This window comes from Limnospira sp. (assembly GCF_051859755.1).
Taxonomy (GTDB): Bacteria; Cyanobacteriota; Cyanobacteriia; order Cyanobacteriales; family Microcoleaceae; genus Limnospira; species Limnospira fusiformis.
In genome coordinates, this window is the sequence record NZ_JBIMLI010000001.1 from 4362 (window position 1) to 26292 (window position 21931).

General features: G+C 44.0%; 25 protein-coding genes. 5 read left to right on the plus strand and 20 right to left on the minus strand.

Annotated elements, in window-relative coordinates; all coding sequences use genetic code 11:
• Positions 1–101 precede the first annotated feature (101 nt).
• The 10 genes from ACTIE0_RS00060 to ACTIE0_RS00105 form a co-directional block, all read right to left on the minus strand.
• Positions 102–254, minus strand: coding sequence for a type II toxin-antitoxin system PemK/MazF family toxin (locus tag ACTIE0_RS00060; protein WP_187695305.1), 153 nt, complete (start codon positions 252–254; stop codon positions 102–104).
• A 231-nt stretch (positions 255–485) separates the two neighbouring features.
• Positions 486–2894 carry a dynamin family protein gene (locus tag ACTIE0_RS00065; protein ID WP_006623196.1) on the minus strand — a complete coding sequence of 803 codons (2409 nt, stop codon included), beginning with the start codon at positions 2892–2894 and terminating at the stop codon, positions 486–488.
• Positions 2895–3355: 461 nt separating this feature from the next.
• On the minus strand, positions 3356–3589 hold the full coding sequence (locus ACTIE0_RS00070; RefSeq protein ID WP_006669611.1) for a hypothetical protein: 234 nt from the start codon (positions 3587–3589) through the stop codon (positions 3356–3358).
• Positions 3562–4152, minus strand: a complete 591-nt coding sequence (locus ACTIE0_RS00075) for an ATP-binding protein (RefSeq protein ID WP_006669610.1) — start codon at positions 4150–4152, stop codon at positions 3562–3564. Before ACTIE0_RS00075 ends, ACTIE0_RS00070 begins: the two co-directional genes overlap by 28 nt.
• Positions 4153–4309: 157 nt before the next feature.
• Complete coding sequence (locus ACTIE0_RS00080) at positions 4310–4774, minus strand: hypothetical protein (protein ID WP_006623194.1); 465 nt, start codon at positions 4772–4774, stop codon at positions 4310–4312.
• 8 nt (positions 4775–4782) lie between these two features.
• Positions 4783–5370, minus strand: a complete 588-nt coding sequence (locus ACTIE0_RS00085) for a Uma2 family endonuclease (protein WP_006669608.1) — start codon at positions 5368–5370, stop codon at positions 4783–4785.
• A 38-nt stretch (positions 5371–5408) separates the two neighbouring features.
• Complete coding sequence (locus ACTIE0_RS00090) at positions 5409–5978, minus strand: Uma2 family endonuclease (protein ID WP_006669607.1); 570 nt, start codon at positions 5976–5978, stop codon at positions 5409–5411.
• A gap of 99 nt (positions 5979–6077) precedes the next feature.
• On the minus strand, positions 6078–6350 hold the full coding sequence (locus tag ACTIE0_RS00095; protein WP_006623191.1) for a PIN domain-containing protein: 273 nt from the start codon (positions 6348–6350) through the stop codon (positions 6078–6080).
• A complete protein-coding gene (locus ACTIE0_RS00100; protein ID WP_006623190.1) occupies positions 6340–6573 on the minus strand; it encodes a hypothetical protein in 234 nt (77 codons plus the stop codon). Before ACTIE0_RS00100 ends, ACTIE0_RS00095 begins: the two co-directional genes overlap by 11 nt.
• A gap of 152 nt (positions 6574–6725) precedes the next feature.
• Entirely contained in the window at positions 6726–7079 is a 354-nt protein-coding gene (locus ACTIE0_RS00105; protein ID WP_006623188.1) for a DUF433 domain-containing protein, read from the minus strand.
• Between the two features lie 183 nt (positions 7080–7262).
• Between ACTIE0_RS00105 and ACTIE0_RS00110 the strand changes: the two genes are divergently transcribed.
• Complete coding sequence (locus ACTIE0_RS00110; RefSeq protein WP_231296489.1) at positions 7263–7505, plus strand: hypothetical protein; 243 nt, start codon at positions 7263–7265, stop codon at positions 7503–7505.
• Positions 7506–7513: 8 nt separating this feature from the next.
• Here the strand turns inward: ACTIE0_RS00110 and ACTIE0_RS00115 are convergent, their stop codons facing one another.
• The 7 genes from ACTIE0_RS00115 to ACTIE0_RS00145 all read right to left on the minus strand — a co-directional run bounded on the left by ACTIE0_RS00115 (position 7514) and on the right by ACTIE0_RS00145 (position 12455).
• Complete coding sequence (locus ACTIE0_RS00115) at positions 7514–7696, minus strand: type II toxin-antitoxin system HicB family antitoxin (RefSeq protein ID WP_006623185.1); 183 nt, start codon at positions 7694–7696, stop codon at positions 7514–7516.
• Between the two features lie 90 nt (positions 7697–7786).
• Positions 7787–8194: a type II toxin-antitoxin system VapC family toxin gene (locus ACTIE0_RS00120; RefSeq protein ID WP_006617881.1), complete on the minus strand. Its 408-nt coding sequence runs from the start codon at positions 8192–8194 to the stop codon at positions 7787–7789.
• Positions 8191–8388, minus strand: coding sequence for a hypothetical protein (locus ACTIE0_RS00125; protein WP_006623184.1), 198 nt, complete (start codon positions 8386–8388; stop codon positions 8191–8193). Before ACTIE0_RS00125 ends, ACTIE0_RS00120 begins: the two co-directional genes overlap by 4 nt.
• A gap of 66 nt (positions 8389–8454) precedes the next feature.
• On the minus strand, positions 8455–8724 hold the full coding sequence (locus ACTIE0_RS00130; protein ID WP_006623183.1) for a hypothetical protein: 270 nt from the start codon (positions 8722–8724) through the stop codon (positions 8455–8457).
• A 147-nt stretch (positions 8725–8871) separates the two neighbouring features.
• Entirely contained in the window at positions 8872–9081 is a 210-nt protein-coding gene (locus ACTIE0_RS00135; RefSeq protein ID WP_006623182.1) for a hypothetical protein, read from the minus strand.
• 5 nt (positions 9082–9086) lie between these two features.
• A complete protein-coding gene (locus tag ACTIE0_RS00140) occupies positions 9087–9320 on the minus strand; it encodes a hypothetical protein (protein ID WP_006623181.1) in 234 nt (77 codons plus the stop codon).
• Positions 9321–9341: 21 nt separating this feature from the next.
• Positions 9342–12455: an NACHT domain-containing protein gene (locus tag ACTIE0_RS00145; RefSeq protein ID WP_006669606.1), complete on the minus strand. Its 3114-nt coding sequence runs from the start codon at positions 12453–12455 to the stop codon at positions 9342–9344.
• Positions 12456–12803: 348 nt separating this feature from the next.
• On the opposite strand from ACTIE0_RS00145, the gene ACTIE0_RS00150 reads away from it, so the two are divergent.
• Positions 12804–14501, plus strand: coding sequence for an NAD+ synthase (locus ACTIE0_RS00150; RefSeq protein ID WP_006669605.1), 1698 nt, complete (start codon positions 12804–12806; stop codon positions 14499–14501).
• Here ACTIE0_RS00150 and ACTIE0_RS00155 read toward each other — a convergent pair.
• Positions 14498–15082: a DJ-1/PfpI family protein gene (locus ACTIE0_RS00155; protein WP_006623177.1), complete on the minus strand. Its 585-nt coding sequence runs from the start codon at positions 15080–15082 to the stop codon at positions 14498–14500. The genes ACTIE0_RS00150 and ACTIE0_RS00155 overlap by 4 nt on opposite strands.
• Before the next feature lie 59 nt (positions 15083–15141).
• On the opposite strand from ACTIE0_RS00155, the gene ACTIE0_RS00160 reads away from it, so the two are divergent.
• The gene (locus ACTIE0_RS00160) at positions 15142–16278 is read left to right on the plus strand and encodes a histidinol-phosphate transaminase (protein WP_006669604.1); all 1137 of its coding nucleotides are present in this window, start codon (positions 15142–15144) and stop codon (positions 16276–16278) included.
• Between the two features lie 187 nt (positions 16279–16465).
• Here ACTIE0_RS00160 and ACTIE0_RS00165 read toward each other — a convergent pair whose 3' ends face one another.
• The gene (locus ACTIE0_RS00165) at positions 16466–17635 is read right to left on the minus strand and encodes a cysteine desulfurase family protein (protein ID WP_006669603.1); all 1170 of its coding nucleotides are present in this window, start codon (positions 17633–17635) and stop codon (positions 16466–16468) included.
• A gap of 69 nt (positions 17636–17704) precedes the next feature.
• Complete coding sequence (locus ACTIE0_RS00170; RefSeq protein ID WP_006669601.1) at positions 17705–18109, minus strand: DUF7682 family zinc-binding protein; 405 nt, start codon at positions 18107–18109, stop codon at positions 17705–17707.
• Between the two features lie 162 nt (positions 18110–18271).
• Between ACTIE0_RS00170 and ACTIE0_RS00175 the strand changes: the two genes are divergently transcribed.
• Positions 18272–19927, plus strand: a complete 1656-nt coding sequence (locus ACTIE0_RS00175) for a phospholipase D-like domain-containing protein (RefSeq protein ID WP_006623173.1) — start codon at positions 18272–18274, stop codon at positions 19925–19927.
• Positions 19928–20038: 111 nt separating this feature from the next.
• Positions 20039–21844, plus strand: coding sequence for a proline--tRNA ligase (gene proS, locus ACTIE0_RS00180; protein WP_006669600.1), 1806 nt, complete (start codon positions 20039–20041; stop codon positions 21842–21844).
• Positions 21845–21931: the final 87 nt, after the last annotated feature.

Sequence of the window (21931 nt, forward strand, 5' to 3'; positions counted from 1 at the left end):
GACCTTCGGCTGTAAAAATAACAACTACCTTTTCACCTGGCTTGAGCAAGTCACGGGCTTTCACAAATCACTCCTACAATATCAATAATGGCAAGGTGTGATCAAACTGTACCCTGAAACTGGCAGGAAATTCCCGTCGGGTAGGCTTTCCCTTTTGTCGTCATTGGTGCAATAATCACCGTGGCAATATAAAGGTTCATTTCATCCGGTGAGATCATCACACAGGGTCGTTTTTTCTGAATTTCACTGCCAATTGTGGGGTCAAGATTAACCCAAAAAACATCGAAATGCGATCGCTACGACTCCCATTCGCTTTGTTCCCAATCGGTACTGTTTATATGTGAGACTCACTTTTAATTTCACATTGTGAATCGTACAAGGTCACCATTTATGGGAATTCCATTCACTAAGTTGAGCAGTGCTTTATCGCTAACTATAGGAACTCAACGCTCTAGTTTTTTGAGTTCCTCGAGATGGTTTGCTCCTCACTGTCTTAGGAGTAATGAATTGGCAGACTCAGCATAAGTTCTACACTTTTTTATTTGTGCAGTTGCCTCTGGGACAATTGAGTTCAACCCACTGATAAGCGTTTTCTTCTCCTCAGCAGCAAGTTGCTGATCTTCCTGAGCCTGCTTTAAGCTATCCCTGTAGTTACTTAAATAGGCATCCAAAGAGGCAAAAAATTGATCAACCCGCTGTTGGAAATCATCATCAAGATACTTATTCAAACTTTCTTCAAGAGCAGTAATACTCGCTTCCATTGAATAATTGATTTCAGGAATCAACTCATTTAGTGAAACCGTATAATAATCTACATTCTTGTCAGGACGCTTTCGTTTTTCTGTAAGATCGATTGGTATTATCCAAAGCCAATGCCACCACACTCTTTTGTTAACTGTTACTTCTTCATATCCCTGACCTATGGTTTTGGTTTGGCTTCTAATGGGAGGTCTATTAACAGATATATGGTCAGATGTATCTACAACAGGAGGGGGTAGAGAAAGGGTGATATCAAAAGATTTATTAAGACGGGTACGTGCTCTTTCAATAATGGGGTTTGTTTCTTGTTCCAAAAAACTCATTAATTTTGAACGTGCTTTCTCAACCTCGCGAATCGTTTCCTCTCGAACGGCGACCAGAAGACTCTCTGCTCGTTGCTTGGCATAAGCAACGGCTCCATTGGCAAATTCCTCTGCTTCATCATCACTCTTAAATTCCAAGATTCCAGAACTCTTCAATTCTACGGCGTTTTTCAGTCTTTGGGAAATCCATTTAGGAAATAGTTCAAAGCTACCCAGCGGAGTCGTAAAAATTTTTCTTGCTTCTATGTCTAGCCTTTGGATTAAATTAGCTTGCTCATAGTCTTCTTTGGCAAAGTAATCTTCAAGACTTATGGCTGCTGTTTCCTTTAATTTCCCAAGTAAGTCTTCAAGATTTTTTTGAAGATGATTCTTGATATTATCAACTTCTTTAAGTCGCTTACGACTCAGTTCAAGATGTTCAAGATCTTGCTCCAACGCTGCCACTTCTAACCTGAGTTTCTCTTCGTCTTTAGCAATGGCACTACTTCTTAGTATAACGTCATCTCTCAATTCTTCTAAACGTTGACGGCTAAGATTAAGTGCAGATTTGATACATCTGGGAGCAGCACTTTCCATGAGAACATTGATGGCGTTCTCCAAGAAGGGCTCAAAACCGGACTTCTTCCATAATCTCTGAGCCTTTTTTTGCAATTGTTCCAATGAACAATCTTCAAGTTCCTCTTCCCAATCAATCCCAAAAACTTGCTCTGCTAAAGCTCTTGCAGTTTTCATCTCCTCTTTTTTAATATTAGGGTGATGTTGCATTTCCGAAAGGAAACTCGCCGCACAAAAAGCCCATCTGGCGGCTACCTCAAACACCCTTCCTGCATCACTTGATTCACCCAATCCCAAATCAGCAATGACAAACTGCTTCACCTTCTCAGATGTCATCGGATCTTTTTCAGTTCTTTGATCAACCTTATTGACAAGAACATATAAATTCTCTTTCCCTAACAATCGAACAACCGGTTCAACTTGGCGCTTAATTTCCTCTGCTGCTTTGTTATTTAACTGTGTAAAGTCAAGGACAATTAGAACCATTGAACTTCGGCGTAATTGCTCTGCTACAACCGCAGACAATCTCAGGTTTTCTCCGGCTTCATTAGGTCCGGGAGTATCAACAATAACGAGATTTCCTAAGAATTTAGATTGACCAGCATCTGTGGCTTTCCAGAAAGGAGTATAGATGCAGGGAACGTCAAAATATTCTTGATTTAATGGATCTATCAACGGCTCAAGAACTGTACAAACGCGAACGATGTCATTCAAATCCGTTAATGTTTGTTTGATGCCTTCTAACCCCCCTATCTCAGACTGAATCGAGAAGCCATCTTGAATTTTCGGAATCAGTGAAGTTAAATGGGGATACTTTGCCATTTTGGTAACTGCCTGATTTAGACCGTTTGTTTGAATTTTCTGCTGTAGAGTTGAAAGAGTCCTCTTTAAACATGAAATAGTATTTGGCTTCAGCTCTAAAACTGGCTGTGCTTGATCAGAACGAAGAATAATTTCCGTGGGTAACGTAGTCATGGCTGATGCCCGACTAGGTAATATATCTTGTCCAACAATCGCGTTGATAATCGTAGACTTCCCCGCCTTCATAGGAGCAACGATCGCCATGACTAACTCAAGATCTTCTACATTCTTTTTGGCATCTACAACTTCTTTTTGAAACCCGGCATACTTCTTACCTGAAGGGTCAGAAATCAACAGATTACTGGCACGATACATTAACTCTTCGATTTTCTTAAGTAGACTTATTACGTCTTGTTGCAAGTCCTCAAGATTTGGTTGTAGAAAATCTGTACTCATGATGGGTTATTAGAATCAATTGACTTAACTAGAGAAATATAGTTTGTATGATCACCATATCTTTAGGCATTTGGGTTAATTCATCCTTGCTCAAGATCTTGTGTAACTCTCTGCCAACTGGTCTAACTTAACCTGGCTGCAAAACCGACAGCATTTAGCCACGACTCCACCGAGGGCTGGCGACATAACCATTATTAATTAGGCGGCGATTAGCAGCCTAACATACCTAAGACTTTAGGAAGCTGAACCCTCCATAACTAAGCTGTGCTGGGATTTTAGCACATAAATATCGAGGTGTCAAAAATTTCTAGATCTAGCATACACAAAACTTCATTACTCGCCCAATTCCTTAAATGGCAAGGGGTTCAGCCTTTTTTAAAGGTGGATGTTATACAGAATCAAGGGGATATGCACCTTAGCCTCAAAAAGCTACAAGCCTTTACTACCAGGAGTTACTGTTTTTAATCACTCTGGGCAAACAATCCCCGGATCAAGGTTTCCATCTGCTCCGACTGAAAGGGTAAATTCCGATATACATCAAACCCGGAAAAGGCATTTTTATCCGGTTCCCACACATTCACCCGACAAAAGGCGATACGGCTACCGCCACGCTCCGCGATCGCTCCTTCAACTCCCGCCGACTTCAGCCAGTTTTCCAGATAATCTACTAGGGTCGGTTGGGTAAATTGTGCCAAGTAAACCCAAGCCCGAATATCCCATTGGCGATCGCCTGTAACCGTGTCGTTTTTCCTGACCCCGGTTCACCAATAACGGCAATCCGTCGCCCCTGACTTTGGGGAGTTTTTCCCTGCCGCAAAACCCGATTAAAAAACTCATCCTCACTAATAGGAGTCATTCTCTCTTCTTCCCGTTCCCACTGTTCTCGGTTTTCCAGACTTAGCCCCGGTTTCCGTTCCTTAGTTGGGTATAGCTCCACCAATGCCAACGGCACATAAACATCCACCCGCTTAAATGCCGGATTAGCCGTTAAGAATACCTGTCGGTTAGGCAGCATTAACTCCGCAATCGCTCGCCATTCTGCTAAGGAAAGATGGGGGTTAGCGGCATCAAAATGCGATCGAATTTCCTCCACCAAACTTTCGAGGGTTCTTTCCAGTCCTTGCAACAACTGAGTTATCTGGGTTTCCATCACCCCGAACCGTTGACAGACTTCGGCAAAACCCGACTCAATTGTGCCGGAAATCTCGGTAAAAAATGCCTGCTGCTGGGTGAGGTTTCTCCTTTTACAGGCTGCCATATTGAGGCGGATAAAAATATCACCCCATTCTGTAGCGGTGAGGTTGCCTTGTTGGGTGAGTTGGTATTCTTGGGGGGTGAGGAATTGGTCGAGTTTGGCTTCTCGTCGTTCAGGGTAACGTTGTTTGGCTAGTTCCTGTTGGGCGATCGCAACCCAGTTATCCTTGGCTTGGGCGGCGATTTTTTCGAGATATTCGCGGGTTTTGCCGCCCTGTTGTTTGGCTGCGAGGGTGATAACGGCGGCGTTCGCGTAGCGTCTCGTAGAGAATCGCTTTCCCGACTGCTTTGGTTAAATCCTGATTTTCTAGGGAAACTCTCCCCTCTCGTGCATCGATTAAAGCATCAACAGCATTAGCCGTATTCCCCGCCGCCACATTCCCTAACGCGGTGGCTAAGATGTTTCCCCAGACCATCCCTTCTGCGGCGGCTAGGGGGGGGAACGCCAAGCTACCCAGGACGCACCCGCTACCGATGGTTAATTTTACGATGGTGTCGCGCTCGAACTTCATGTTGATGCCTGGAACATTAGGGATTATTCTAACACCCAGGAAGTTACACGGTTTGAGGCTGCTTTGGTGGGGGTGGCGGGTGGAGATATGGGCGATCGCACTGGAGTCATCCATCTTGTACACTAAACCGCATTAGACGATGGCTCAAACACAACCTCTTCGTAAAACTCCTCTATCGCCACACTTAATCCAATACTTTTTAGCTCCACAACATCGCCCGGTCGATAGCTCAGAATTAACCAATCCCCCGCCTCGTTTTTGTGATACATATCGATCGCCATCTCCTCGGAACTAGCTAATACATAATCCACCAAATTCGGATTTTGGCGGTACATTTCAAACTTCTTGCCCCGGTCATAAGCCTCAGTGCTGGGGGATAAAACCTCGACAATTAGACAGGGATAGGTAATGTATTGGGCGCTAGAATTGTCTCTCTGATCGCAGGTAACACTCAGATCTGGATAGATATAGTTGTCAGTGTTGAGAACATTTACGCGACAATCAGAATTGTAGGTTTTACAACCACTGCCTCGGAGATGAGGCTTGATAATCGCTAAAAAGTTACCAGCCACATCACTATGATTTCTGGTACCACCCGTCATCCCATACACGCGACCATCGATTAACTCATGCTTTTCGAGTTGTTGCTCCTCCCAAATAAAATACTCCTCCGGCGTAAAGTAGCGCCCTTTTTCTTTGGCTGCGATCATCACTATTTCTTAGCTCATAACAACAGTGAATAATTGCCCTACTCGAAGACAACCTCTTCGTAAAATTCCTCTATCGCCACACTGAATCCAATACTTTTTAGCTCCACAACATCGCCGGGTCGATAGCTCAGAATTAACCAATCCCCCGCCTCGTTTTTGTGATACATATCGATCGCCATCTCCTCGGAACTAGCTAACACATAATCCACCAAATTCGGATTTTGGCGGTACATTTCAAACTTCTTGCCCCGGTCATAAGCCTCAGTGCTGGGGGATAAAACCTCGACAATTAGACAGGGATAGGTAATGTATTGTGTATGCTCACGATCGCGATCGTCACAAGTCACACTCAAATCAGGATAAGTATAGTTAGAGGTATCAAGAATATTGACCTTTAGATCCGAATTAAAAACTCGACATCGACTTCCCCGCAAGTGCGCTTTGATGAGGCTGACGATATTAATTTTGATCGCACTATGATTTTGCGTGCCACCCGTCATCGCATACACGCGACCATCGATTAACTCATGCTTTTCGAGTTGTTGCTCCTCCCAAGCAAAATACTCCTCCGGCGTAAAGTAGCGCCCTTTTTCTTTGGCTGCAATCATAGCTATCTCCTAGTTGAAAAAGACGAACACTAACTCAAACCTGAAAACCTAATCCTCGCCAATTCTCCCGAATTGTCACCAGAGGCGGTGCCGACTCCTTCAGGTTGCCAATGGTCGGCTGCTTGGCGTTGGCTTGCCGCTGATTGGACAATCGGTCAATGATACGCAGTTAATTAGCCTTAAAATTTCTCGCATTTGATGGGCTTGTTTTTCGGTTAGACCAGGGTAACAAAGCAATTCAACCCAAGTAATTGGACAGTAAAATCCCTCTGCTTGTCGGCTGTCAATTTCCTCAAATACATCCTGAACTTCGGGCTGATTATTAAAATAATAAATCAGGATATTAGTATCAAGAAGGTATTTAGTCGGCATCCCATTCTTGTCGAATTTTTAATTGAAATTTCAGAGCATCAACGCGCTTGGGTAGAAAACCACGCCATCGATTCAAGTTGAGTCGGGGTGATTCGGTAGTGTTTTGCGCCTCTTCAGAGGGTTCACCCTGAGAAACTAGGGTAGCTAGTTCTTTTAACAGAAGTTTTTGCTCATCTGAGGTTAGAGTTTGAGCTTGATGCAGAATTTCTTGGTAATTAGACATCGGTTTTGGAGTCAGCTTTCAGGTGATGTTTTTATTATACTCGCTATTGGCTCAACCGGGTTTATTTTGAAGGTGGGGAATCATAAACCGGGTTTGTATCAAAACTCTGGTTAGTCCCTGAAACTATTGCAGAAACACGATTTCTCAGATACTCAAAGTTCATAGCTTTTCCTCTTTTGCTGAAGCCTTTGTTTAAAATCGGCAGTATGATGACCGACTCCTATTGTAATTAAATCAGCTTGCAGGTTCTGGATTTCTTCCTGTTGTTGGGCAATTTGAGCATCAATTTGGGGTTGATAGGTGTAGTAATAACTGAGGGCAGAATAAATGGCAGCCAGGGAAATTTCTGGGTGTTGAAAGTGCAGTTCTTCTGGACTCCAGCCGTGGGCGTGTTTTTCTTGAATTAGTTGGGCAACTGAAACGCGACTCTGGGCAATGGTTGCCTGATTTTGAGCATCAATCTCTAGGTATTGCCAAGTTACAGGAGTATCGGTGGTGAATGTCATCTTGAGGACAGGGCAAGGGTTGATACTATTATAGCCAAGTATTGTCAAGGGGCGATCGCGATATGGAGAAAAAATCTGGGTCCCTTTCTAGGTATTGCGGCAGTCACCACGAGCGCGAGGGGTTGGGGGACAACCACCGGGGGGATGGGATGGTTAAACGGGGGGTGATATGGTGCTATAATTGTGTCAAACCCTAAATTGCTAATTGACAAGAAAACTATGGCTAGTATTATTCTTCAGGTTGATGAAGAGATTAAGGCGGCATTTGAACAGGCTAACCCGGAAATCCAGAAACAGTTAAGTCATATTGTTCAGTTATTTTTACGACGAAATTTATATGACAAGCGTTTAACTGAGGTGATGGCAGAAATTTCAGACAAAGCACAACAACGAGGCTTAACGCCAGAAATTTTACAAGATATTTGAGCCGATGACTATGTTGGCTCTATTTTGTTTAGGCTATTATTCGCAACAGTGAGCCACCCCTGAACAGCATCTTGTAAATTTTGCCGAACCTCTTCTATAGTATCTCCCTCGGTAATACAACCCGGAAGTGCCGGAACTTCTGCCCAATAGCCACCTTCTTCTGCTGGATGAATAATTGCTGTAATTTTCATAAGCTAAGTATTAGTAAACTGCCGTTAAACAAAATTTTTTCTTCGCCCATTAGCCGTTACAAATGATTTGGCAGCTTGGGTGGGGAATGGTTAATCTGTATCATTACCCTCCTTCACCCCTTCAAAGGGATTACATAATGTTAACTCAGGTACGCGCTTGAAGTCATCCACATTTCTAGTCATCACACAAGCAGAGCAGTGCAATGCAGTTGCCGCAATCAGGGCATCGGGAAGTTTGAGGCGGTTATGTCGCCGTAATTGAATGGTGCGATCTTCAATTTGGGGCAGTAGGGGGACTTGTTCAAACTGCATCAACAAATCAGTAATGACCGCTTCTTCCTCATTGGATAATTCTGGGAAACTCAGCAACTCAATTCGCACAATGCAGGAAATAATCACCTCATTTTGTCTGATAAATGATTCTGAGAAAAATGGCAAGATTGCTGCTTCGTCAGCCAAGTAGTCAATAAATATGTTGGTGTCGTAGAGATATTTCACCGCTCCCACTCCTGACGCATTGTGTCGAGATGAGCCCGCATTTTGTCTCGCTTATCTTTTAGCAATCCCTTGGCTTGGGCAACCTTGGCATAATCCCGTTGCCAGAGGGCTACCACTGAAGCAGGCACATCTACGGTAATAAATTCCTCATTTTGGTCAATTAAATACTGCTTAGAAATTTTAATAATGGGCATGATTTTATCCTTCAATGTTTACTGCTAATTTCAGCGGTTTATATCCAATAATTACAGGATAGTAGGTCATGGCAAATCATCTTGAGGATATTTCTTTTGCAAATAATGAGCGATCGCCTTTTTGCGATTAGCCCTTTCCGACAAATCAGGCGGCGCATCTTCTAACAGATGTTCAGGATGTCCGCCCAATCTTTCGACAATAGTTTGGCGGGGTTGTAAACTCAACCAGCGTTCTTTAACCAAACGTTTAATCAATTCATCGCTGGTCGTTTTTTCCTTGGCTAAAATTTCCACTAAACGGGCTTCGGTTTCGGGGTCTAGTTGTATGTTCAGCATGAGTCTTTCGGATTGGTGATTGATGTCTAATTGTACCTGATTGATGCCGACTCATCCTTAAACCGATTTAAGTTGAGGAGGGGCTAAGGGGGCTAGGACTATTATAGCCAATTTTCCAGAAACCGGGTTTCTTTGATTTCACGCAGCCTAAGACATTTTTAACACTTGTTGGAGCGGGGCAGAGAGTTCAATAGGCATAAAATAGGAGTTAGGATAGAGATAATCTTCCCCTGATTCATCAATAACCCGAATCATTTGATGGCGATCGGCTTTTGAGTCGGGTAAGACTTGATAAATCTTGCGAACTTCTAGGGAAGCGGCATAGTCTGTATTTTTGATGCAAACAACAAAGTTCATGGCTTTTACTCCAGTAGATATTTAATCTTGAATTCTTTGCGCCCAATGCCGTGGGCTTCATACCAATGAATTTCGGCTTGACAGATTGTGCCATCTTCGAGTTGAATGGTGGCGATGCCTTTCAGTTTACGCCACCGTCCAGAACCATAGGCTTTTTCCAGTCGTTCGAGTTCTCGAATTGAGCGATTAAAAGCAATAGTTTCAATGTCATCAATCTCTCCTAAAATGTCAAATTTCAAGTGCGTTTTACTCCCAAGGTTTTACTCTTTCTGGATTTCTAGGTTGGCGAAGTGTTCTTGCACGAGGCGATGGATAAAGCGGTAGCGATCGCCGACTCGTTGCAGGATGAGGCGTTCTGTACAGTAGTCCAGGAAACGGGTGATATTCCAGGGCATTTGACCTGTTAGCCACAAGATGAGGCGGAGTGAAAAGTATTGAATGCAAGAAAATCCTGATAACAAGCTAAATATAAATGCTAGGGTTAAGCCATTGTTTAACGCTATGTCCATCCCAAAACTTAGACTTGGAATGAATCCTGCAATTCCTCCAATAATGAATAAAAATCCTGAAGTAAAAATCATATCTAGTATTAATTTACTTTTTGATTTTGTTGTTTGGCTATAGCTAATCTTACAGAAAAAGACAATGGTTAAGCAGTAAAATATTGATAACATAAACCCTAAGAGATGTATTCCATATTGAGAATCATGGGGGATTTCAGGGGAATTCATAAGTTGATTGCTTATCCAAATAGCTAGACTATGCCAAAAAGATATCAAAAAAATACAAGTTCCAAATGAAGAAATAGCTAAAATAGGAATAAAATTATCCTTATTTAGATTGAGTTTTTGATTGATTTCAATTGATGAACCTTTCAACCCAGTCAAAACTATAGAAATCCCAAAACTCAATACAAATAATCTTATGAAAGGGTTATTTGGATATAGCCAACTATCATAAATAGTATCTACCCTTTGACTAAAGTATAAAAACGACACATATAACGAAAACGTCAAAAATAATGCTGCCAAAATTAATATCAAAAAAACAGGTAAACATCTATGAAGTAATTTGTTAGTATTGCTGCTCTTAGACAAATGTTCTGATAATTCAGATACAGAGTTGAATGAATTTCCTAAAAACCCCGTGGTGACATAAAAAGCGTATAAAAAACCTAAAAATGCAAATATCACCGTTAAATAGTCACTGATTATTATATGATTTGATGAATTGAAACTTGGTTGCATAGATATGCCCAAAACCATTAACCCAGTTCCCATCAAAATCGCAAAGTTTAAAATAGTATAAATGTTATGATGTTTGGGTTTTAAAAATGATGGTTGTAAAGAGTGAATACTTATTTGTTTTGTGTCAAAATATTGACAATTCAAATAACAAGATATCCTGACTAATCTGTTTTGGAATACAGTGGATTTAGGATGTTTTTGTGGTTTGTAAAAATGACTTAGCTGTGTTTTATTAATCATGGTCACTCGATAAACACCCAGCAAATAATCGATCGCTCTCTCTTCCGTATTACAATCCCGCCACTCCTCAACATCAATTTGCTGATAAGCAATACTCGTAACCGCCAAAAACAACGGCTGACGAATAAAATCGATAATCTTCTCAAAACCCTTAATCCTCTCCCAAAATTCCCCTAGATTGACCGAAGCAAAATAATTCCGAATTTGCTCATTCGTCAAATCCTCCAAACAAATCGCCCCATTTAACTGCAATATCTCCTCATAGACTTCATATTCCTCCTTGCGACTGCACACCACCAAATGCAACGGCGAAAACTCACTGCCTAAAAACTGATTAATTGCTCGGACACACTTCCCCTGACGTTCCGCTTGCAATTCATCTAACCCATCCAACAACAGCACTAACTCCTTCTCCCGAAGCCACTGTTCGCCGATGTCCTGACTCACCCCCTTACTGATAAGCTGAGACAGAACCCACTCCTTAATCGAAGGGTCATATTTTTCCGGTTTTGTCACCTCCTGCCAAGTCGAAAGCTCCAAAATCACCGGAATGGGGGCATTGCTATCCCCTTCTGCCCGATCAAGCAAGGCTTCCGCTAACTCTAATAACGTCGTGGTTTTGCCGCCCCCCGGTTTGCCCAAAATCAGGAACTTGCCGGAAATGGTGGGATTATCAAACACATCCAGAATCGTCGTCTGGGGGGGTAACTTAACGCTGCGCTGTTCCCCCACTTTCACCGACATATCCCAAGGACGTTGCACCTGCTGGGGTTGCTGTTCTTTGCCCAAATTCACGATCGCCGCCCGGTGGATAGACTGGGTTAAACGGCTTTCTACCTCGGTTCGCATCTGAGTCAAGATATTTTGACGATCGCGATACTCCTGTTTAGATAACGATCGCCCCCCCGGTTGATTGTGCAGCGCCTCCAACCCCTGCCGCACCTCTTGACGAAATTCCGTCACTTCTTGGCGCAACTCCTCTAGGCGTTCCTCTAGGGTTTGTAACAAGTCGCTGATGGTGGTTTCCATTACCCCCAACCGTTGACAGACTTCCGCAAAACCGGACTCAATACCACGGGAAATCTCCCGAAAAAACGCCTGCTGCTGGCTAACACTTCCCCGTAACTGGGTTTCCAATTCCTGAAACTGTTGCAGGATTTGGCTGAACTCCTCAACATTCACCCCCCCTTGATTCGCTTGCAGTTGCCTCAGTTGTGCCTGCATTCCCGTGAGTAACTGCAAGGTTAACCCCGCAAAGGCTTTCCCATCCTTGGCAAAGTCTTCTTTCAGGGTTTCCCGCAAGGCTTTGGGGAAAGTGGTGTGGAGTAATTCGGCGACTTGTTGACGTACCTCGGCGGGAATGGGAAAGCCACCCCCTTTACAAGCTGCCATGTTGAGGCGGATAAAAATATCACCCCATTCGGTAGCGGTGAGGTTGCCTTGTTGGGTGAGTTGGTATTCTTGGGGGGTAAGGAATTGGTCGAGTTGGGCTTCTCGCAGGTCGGGGTAACGTTGTTTGGTGAGTTCCTGTTGGGCGATCGCAACCCAGTTATCCTTGGCTTGGGCAGCAATTTTTTCCAGATATTGGCGGGTTTTGCCGCCCTGTTGTTTGGCTGCGAGGGTGATAACGGCAGCTATGGCTTTTCCGACTGCTTTGGTTAAATCCTGATTTTCTAGGGAAACTCCCCCCTCTCGTGCATCGATTAAAGCATCGATCGCATTAGCCGTATTCCCCGCCGCCACATTCCCTAACGCCGTGGCTAAGATGTTTCCCCAGACCATCCCTTCTGTCGCGACTAGGGAGGGGAACGCCAAGCTACCCAGGACGCACCCCCCACCAATGGTTAATTTGAGGATATCTCGCGCTACAGCCATTGCTACTGTCATGATTCTAAGTAGGTTTTTGTCCGTTCATGAGCGATCGCGATTGTCGTCCCTCCGTGATAGTTTACCCCAAATTTCCCATATTTATGATACCATGGCGATTGGCAATAGTCAACACTGAGAAATTGACTTAAACTCAGCAGAAATATTGACCAAAACCCGATTTTGCCCTCCTTAGTGAACCCTCCCCTGGATACTAACATTGAAAACGCATATTTTCGCTCAGGAAACATAACCATGAGTTGAGTTATTTAAGATTCCCTAACCACCAGATGTCCAAATTAGATAAATGGGCAAGTTCTATCTGTATGGTAATATTTATCAACAATCCTAAATGGTAGCCGTGAAATTATGAAAATTGCGATCGCTCAAATTAACCCCACAGTCGGTGATTTAACAGGTAATGCTCAACTAATTTTGGAAGCCGCCCAGTCCGCTATTAACGAGGATGCTAGTTTACTCATCACCCCGGAATTAGCCCTAATTGGCTATCCCCCGCGAGACTTATTAATCCGCCCCAGTTTTATTAATGCCGCCCAACAACAACTCGAAAAACTCGCCCAACAACTACCCGTAGAATTAGCCGTTTTAGTAGGTACAGTTTTCCCCAATCCTCGCGCCAGCGAATTGGGAGGAAAACCCCTATTTAATACAGCAGCATTATTAATGGGTGGTGAGATTAAACAGGTGTTCCATAAACGTCTACTCCCCACCTATGATGTATTTGATGAACATCGCTATTTTGAACCCGCCCCAGCTAGTGATGTTTTAATCTTCAAAAAACCTCGCTCCGAGGAGATAGTAAAAATTGGGGTGACTATTTGCGAAGACCTGTGGAATGATGAGGACTTTTGGGGACACCGTAACTATCCCTGTGACCCCATGAAAGATTTAAGCGATCGCCATGTTGATTGGGTAGTAAATTTGTCCGGTTCCCCCTATCGCGCCGGGAAACAACAATTACGAAAAGCCATGCTAACTCACAGCGCCCGCCGCTACGCAATCCCCATTATTTATACCAATCAAGTCGGCGCTAATGATGACCTCATTTTTGATGGCTCTAGCCTAGTGATTAATGGTGGGGGTGAAGTAGTTAAAAGTTTAGCCCCTTTTCAGACCGATTTTCAAATAATTGAATGGGATTCAAACAGTTCTACCTTTGTCGGTGAATCCGTCAATAGTGACGATACACAATTGCTCGATGAAGATGAGGAAATATGGCGGGCTTTGGTTTTGGGCGTGAGAGACTATACCCGAAAATGTGGCTTTTCTAAGGTGGTAATTGGGTTAAGTGGAGGGATTGATTCTTCCTTGGTCGCTGCTATTGCTACCGAAGCCCTAGGCAGTCAGCAAGTTTTAGGGGTTTTGATGCCATCTCCCTACAGTTCCGAACATTCCCTTGAGGATGCTTTTGATTTAGCTAACAACCTGGGAATTTCCACCAAAACACTGCCAATTGAGTCGGTTATGAATGCCTTTGATACCACCCTATATGACTTGTTCGCCGGGACTCAATTTGGTATTGCTGAAGAAAATATGCAATCCCGAATTAGGGGGACTTTATTAATGGCAATTTCTAACAAATTCGGTCATCTGTTACTCTCCACAGGTAACAAGTCAGAAATCGCCGTCGGATACTGTACCCTTTATGGTGACATGAATGGTGGTTTAGCGGTAATTGCGGATGTGCCGAAAACCCGTGTTTACTCAATTTGCAAATGGTTAAATGAAAGCAGAGGTCGAGAAATTATCCCTAATAATGTCCTGATTAAACCCGCCAGTGCCGAATTAAAACCCGGTCAATTTGATAGTGATTCTCTCCCCCCCTATCATATCTTAGATGATATTCTCTATCGGCTCATCGAAAAACATGAATCTGTTGCCACAATTATTGCAGCCGGACATGATTGCCAAACGGTGGAACGTATGGTAAAATTGGTTATGGGCGCAGAATTTAAACGCCGCCAAGCACCCCCTGGGTTGAAAATTAGCGATCGCGCTTTTGGGACAGGTTGGCGAATGCCTATTGCCAGGGGGAAAGATATCTAAGAATGGATAATTTGGGTTCCCAGTAGTTTCACAAACTCAGCCAACCAACGGGGGTGAGCCGGCCATGCTGGTGCTGTAACTAAATTACCATCAGCGATCGCATCATCAACCGCAATATCAGCATATTGTCCGCCAGCCAGAACAACATCAGGCGAACAAGCCGGATAAGCTGAACAGCGTTTACCCTGGAGAACATTTGCCGCCGCCAAAAGTTGAGCGCCATGGCAAATAGCCGCAATAGGTTTATTCGTTTCCGCGAAATGCTTGACCGCTTGAATGACATTGGGGTTGAGGCGAATATATTCCGGCGCTCTGCCCCCAGGAATTACCAAAGCGTGATAATTTTCTGGTTGTATATCCTCAAATGTCGCATTCAGGGTAAAATTATGACCGGGCTTTTCCGTGTAAGTTTGATCGCCTTCAAAATCATGGACAGCAGTTCGGACTTTTTCCCCGGATTTTTTCCCCGGACAAACAGCATGAACAGTATGTCCTAACATTTGTAAGGCTTGGAAAGGAACCATAACTTCATAGTCCTCTACAAAGTCACCCACCAGCATCAAAATCTGTTTTCCAGCCATTGATTTAAACCTCTAGTTGCTTGGGTTGAGTAATAGTTTCTCAAATCAGTCTATAATATATGTTGCCATTTATTCGCGAAGATCTGAATCAATTTGAAGCCTACACCCCCCACCCAGGTGGAGACTCTGGTAGTGCGGTTAAGTCTGATCTAATTATGGACCGCCTGGATACTAACGAGTCCCCCTATGACCTACCAGGGGAGTTGAAACAGAAATTGGCGAGTATCTATCAACGGGATATTGAAACCAATCGTTATCCAGACGGCAGCCACGAGCCTGTTAAAAAGGCGATCGCTAATTATGTTAATTCTGCCATTTCCGAGGTTTCCACCCCGATAACCGCTGATTATGTGTCTGTAGGGAACGGTTCTGATGAGTTGATCCGTTCTCTGTTAATTGCCACCTGCTTAAATGGTTCTGGGTCGATTTTAGTAGCCAACCCTACATTCTCCATGTATGCTATTCTCGCCCAAACTTTAGGGGTTCCGGTAGTCACAGTTAATCGGTCGGAGGCGAATTTTGAAATAGATTTAATCGCCGCCAAACAGGCTATTCTCGACCAGCAAAACCCCCCCATTAAAGTAGTGTTTGTGGTGCATCCCAACTCCCCCACCGCTAATGCTTTAACCGAGGCAGAATTAGACTGGCTGCGGAGTCTTCCCCAACATATCTTAGTAGTCATTGATGAGGCTTATTTTGAGTTTAGTCAAACCACAGTAGCCGGAGAAATTACCCAACATCCTAATTGGGTGATTTTAAGGACTTTTTCTAAGGCTTTTCGGTTGGCTTCTTTGCGGGTTGGCTATGCTATAACTTCCCCGGAATTGACTACTATCTTAGAAAAGGTGCGCCTTCCCTATAACCTCCCTAGTTTCTCCCAAGAAGCGGCTTTGTTAGCCTTAACTCACCGGGAAGAATTACAACAGGTCATCCCGGAAATTATTAGGGAACGCGATCGCCTCTGGACGCGGTTGGCTAATCATCCTCTGTTCAAATTTTGGCCGAGTGATGCTAATTTTATCTATGGTCGTCTCAAGTCTAATAATTCTGATCAGCGATTAAATCAAATAGTACAGGCTATGAAATCTCAGGGTTCTTTAATTCGCCATACAGGAGGTGGTTTAAGAATTACCATAGGAACTCCGGCGGAAAATAAACGCACAGGCGATCGTCTATTTTCCTTAATCGACAATTAATAATTAATAATTAATAATTAATAATTAATAATTAATGAATGGGTGGGGCGGGTTGATTCAGATAGTCCTGGGGAATTGAATTGACAGAACCCACCCCGATAATTAATAATTAATAATTAATAATTAATAATTAATAATTAATGATAGGTGGGGCGGGTTGATTCAGATAGCGCTGTGAGTGAGTGAGTTAAAAAGCGATCGCTAGAGGTTTAGAAATCAGACGATCTAAAATTTGTTTAAGGGCGATCGCCGTCCACTCGATATCAGCCTCGGTAGTTTGTCGTCCCAAAGTTAGACGAATACTCCCCAAGCCCTCACGATCGCTATATCCCATAGCCAGCAAAACCGGACTAGGGCTAAGTTTACCACTATGACAAGCAGAACCGGCGCTAATACCAATTCCCGCCAAATTGAGATGTCGGACTAGAGTTTTCCCAGTAATTCCAGTCACCTCAGCCGGGGGAACCACACAGAAACTAACATGGTGGGGTAGTCGGTGTAAGCGATCGCCAGTAGGGACTAAATAGGGAATATCCGCCAGCAAATCAAACAAGCGATCGCGTAATTTAATCAATCGGGGAGTTTCCCATAAAAGTTCCTGCGCCGCCAATTCCGCAGCCACCCCAAACCCAGCAATAGCCGGGACCGCCTGAGTTCCCGATCGCAATTTAAACTCCTGACCGCCGCCGCCCATAAGTGGTATCAACTCCACCCCCGGACGCACATACAAAGCCCCCACACCTTGGGGACCATAAATTTTATGGCTAGATAGCGATAGCATATCCACAGGCAAATTTTCCACATCAATGGGCAATCTTCCCGCCACCTGGACTGCATCAGTATGGAACAAAACCCCATGGGATCGGGCTATTTTCCCCAAAGTTTCAATCGGCTGTAAAGTTCCCACCTCACTCTGACCATAAATCACCGATACCAAAACCGTATTGGGTTGTAAAGCGGTTTTTAAATCCAGGGGATGAATGCGACCTTGGCGATCGACAGGTAAACGAGTCACCGACCAGCCCCGTTTTTCCAATAGTCCTACCGGTTCAGCGATCGCCGAATGTTCCACACTAGAAATAATCAGATGTTGAGGCTGATCATATTGACCGACCACCCCAAATATCGCCAAATTATCCGCTTCTGTTCCCCCAGAAGTGAAAATTATCCCATCAGGCGGCGCATTAATTAAATGTGCCACCTGGGTTCTAGCCACTTCCACAACCGTAGCCGACCTCTGACCCCATTCATGCAAGCTAGAAGGATTACCCCAACTTTCCGTCAATACCCCTTGCATAGCAGCGATCGCCTCTGCACAAGTCGGAGTAGTTGCACTATAATCTAAGTAAATTTGCATTAGTCTCACCCAAAGTGATCATCAAACTAGGGAACTCAGGCACACCAAAAACCTTCATTAAAGCCACAGTCATAATTTACCCGGCTTACAAACGTTATAGTCCTCATGGGATAGGACCTTTTGAGGAATCAGAAAACTGCCACTATCCTGGCATAACATCCGATAGTTACGAGTTACAGGAATACTGATCACAAAACGATTATGGCGCAACCGCTTCCCACCAAACTCCCGATAATTTTTATTGCTGGTCAGTCCATCAATAATAACCCTCGCCTTAATTACAACATAGTCCGGTAATCCCCTTAAATCAATAAGATCCTGAGCAAATGAAGCCTCCCACTCCAGTTTCTTGTTCTTTCTGTCTTCTAACTCCCGATATTCTTGTTCCTCCGCTATTTGGACTTGTTCACAGCGATGACAAACACGGCCATAACCTTTATGGCCACAAGGAAAGGTCTTTTTTCTCTTTGGCATAGCATAGTATGAGGGTTGCAACTAACCCTAGCCCCTGGACTATTGTACCAGAGCGACTTTCCGAGTCTCAAGTTGTTAAGCTAATTTAATTTTCCCCCAACAACCACAACAAAAGTGCTAAAAAATTCGGTAACTCTCAATTACCTATACAATTAACTATCAATGGTGCGTTTGCTTCCTGTCACCCGCTTATTTGGGCTGGGCGCTAGTCTGGTATTTATACTCAACTCCTGTGCTTGCAATTCCCATAGCATCAGGTCTAATCATAATGCTTCTGTTCAACCCTTAGTTGACCCCTTACCTCAAGATCCACAGATTCGGGTTTATTTTAATCATTCCCAGGCTTCCGTCTATACCGAACCCTATCGCCCCAAAACTAGACTCGGTGATAACCTTGAACAAATTATAGTCGATGCTATTAACAGTGCTTCCCAAAGTGTAGATGTCGCCATTCAGGAATTACGTTTACCCAAAATCGCTCAAGCCTTAGTTAATCAACATCAAAAAGGAGTCCGGGTGCGCGTCATTATTGAAAATGAATATAGTCGCCCCTTTAGTGATTTTACCCCCGCCGAAATTGCCGCCTTTTCCGATAGAGAAAAAGGTCGTTATCAAGAATTTATGCACTTGGCGGATTTAAACCAAAATGGTCGCCTCGAACCTGAAGAAATTAACCAAAGAGATGCTCTGGTTATGCTGGCTAATGCTAATGTTCCCTTAATCGATGATACCGAGGATGGGTCGAAGGGTAGCGGTTTGATGCACCATAAGTTTGTCATAGTTGACCAAAATACAGTTATTGTCACCTCTGCGAATTTTACTACCAGTGATATTCACGGAGATTTTTACTCCGCCGAAAGCCGGGGTAATCCTAATAATTTGCTGTCTATCAATAGCCGGGAGTTAGCCGCTATTTTTACCCGGGAATTTGAAATTATGTGGGGAGATGGACCCGGAGGAGAAAATGATAGTCTGTTTGGGATTAATAAACCACATCGGGGAGTTAAACAAGTCTCCGTCGGTCAAGGAACTGTTACCGTTCAGTTTGCCCCTATTTCGGCTACTAGACCTTGGGAAAATAGCGTTAATGGCTTGATTGCTCAAACCTTACAACGAGCTAGAAATGACATAAATTTTGCTTTATTTGTGTTCTCGGCTCAGGAATTGTCCGATACCTTAAAAACAGTTCATCAAAGGGGAGTGGAAATCCGGGGATTAATTGAGGTTGGGTTTGCTTACCGCTACTATAGCGAAGCCCTGGATATGATGGGGATTGCTTTGCCTAATAATTGTCGATATCAACCCGGAAATAACCCTTGGTCACAACCTATTTCTACCGTCGGAGTTCCGAATTTGGCTGAAGGCGATCGCCTTCATCATAAATTTGCCGTCATTGATGATCAAATCGTGATTACCGGTTCCCATAACTGGAGTCGAGCCGCTAATCACTCCAATGATGAGACCTTATTAGTCGTTAATAATCCCACCGTTAACGCTCATTTTCAACGGGAATTTGAGCGCTTATATCAAAATTCAAGTTTGGGCGTTCCTGGTTGGCTTTTAAGTAGAATTGAACGGGAAAAACAAAATTGTGGCGGTGTCATTGAAACACCCTTTCATCCATCAGGAGAAATTATTAACATCAATACCGCATCTCAGCCGGAATTAGAAAGCCTTCCCGGTATCGGTCCCGGTTTGGCGCAGCGAATTATAGAAGCACGCAGTCAGCAGCCTTTTACCAGTTTAGATGATGTTACCCGTGTTTCTGGTATTGGACCTAAAACTATCGAAAGATGGGAAAATCTGGTAACCTGGTAAAATCACTACCCCCACCTAATCTCCCTGGGGAATTACTCATAATATGCTTGACAGGGGATAAATATATCTGCTATAATGGAAAGTTGCGTAATATCTCTGGAAACCAAACCGATGCGACTTTCCCAAATGCTCTTTGTCACCCTGCGGGAAGACCCGACAGAGGCAGAAATCCCTAGCCATAAACTCCTCCTCCGCGCTGGCTATATCCGTCGTATCGGTAGCGGAGTTTACGCCTATTTACCCCTAATGTGGCGGGTGCTACAGAAAGTCTCCCAAATTGTGAGAGAAGAAATGAACGCTACCGGGGCGCAGGAATGTCTACTTCCCCAGGTTCAACCCTCCGAACTATGGAAAGAGTCAGGGCGCTGGGATACCTACACGAAAGCAGAAGGTATCATGTTTTCCCTGAAAGATAGACGCGATCGCTCTCTGGCTCTCGGACCCACCCACGAAGAGGTAATTACCGCCGTAGCCAGGGACATGATCCGCTCGTACCAACAACTGCCCCTACATTTATATCAGATCCAAACTAAATTTAGAGACGAGATCCGCCCGCGATTTGGCTTAATGCGTGGCCGTGAATTTATTATGAAAGATGGCTACTCATTCCACACCAGCGAAGATAGCCTGAAACAAACCTATCAAGATATGGATCGCGCCTATCGTAATATCTTGCGACGCTGTGGGTTAGATTTCTGTGCAGTAGAAGCTGATTCTGGCGCTATTGGTGGGTCTGGTTCCCAGGAGTTTATGGTTTTAGCTGATGCTGGGGAAGATGAGGTACTATACACCCCTGACGGAAAATATGCGGCTAATGTCGAAAAGGCTGTATCTTTACCCCCTGATGCGGTAGCCTCCGGTTTTACTACCTACCAAAAACTCGAAACCCCTAATACCCCTACGATCGCCACCCTCTGTGAGTTTCTCAAATGTTCCCCCACCCAAGTTGTCAAAAATGTGCTATATCAGGCAGTCTATGATAACGGAATCACCGTTTTAGTCCTGGTTAGTATTCGCGGTGATCAAGATGTCAATGAGGTGAAGTTGCACAATCAACTCACTAATGCTGCTAGTCGCTATGGGGGGAAAGCCTTATTATCCCTCACAGTTCCCGACCCAGAGACACAAGCAAAATGGGCGAGTAAACCTTTGCCCTTGGGATATATCGCCCCCTCACTCGAAGATGACTACATTATCAGCGATAATAAGCAAATAGCCCCGAAATTCCTGCGATTGGTTGATCACACAGCAGTTGAGTTGCAGAACTTGGTCACAGGTTCTAATCAGTCCGGTTATCACGTCGTTGGTGCTAATTGGGGACAGGAATTTAAACTCCCCGATTTGGTCGCTGATTTGCGGAAGGCTAAAAAAGGCGATCGCAGTATCCATGACCCAAGCCAAACCTTGGAAAGCGCCAGGGGAATAGAAATAGGTCATATCTTCCAACTCGGTACAAAATACTCTCAAGCTATGGGAGCTACCTATACCAGCGAAACAGGTGAGGATTTACCCCTGGTTATGGGATGCTATGGGGTGGGAGTGTCTCGTTTGGCTCAGGCGGCGGTAGAACAGTCATATGACAAAGACGGTATAATCTGGCCAGTGGCGATCGCTCCCTATCACGTCATCATTACAGTTCCTAATGTCAGCGATAATCAACAAATGGCGATCGCTCAACAACTCTACAGCCAACTTAACCAAGCCGGAGTCGAAACCCTACTAGATGACCGCAACGAAAGAGCCGGGGTAAAATTCAAAGATGCTGACCTAGTGGGGATTCCCTATCGCATAGTCACAGGGAGAGCCATCAAATCCGGTAAAGTTGAGTTAGTGCAACGAGCAGACCATGAATCCTCCGAAGTCCCCATAGAACAAGTAGTTTCCCTACTTCAACAAAAAATTAGCCAATCTCTATAAATTTCTGTACTCAGGGAACAATTAATTTTATTTTAAGTATTGTTTCCGTTCCGTGATATTATTTGTGTTGGCTTACAAAGCTTCACT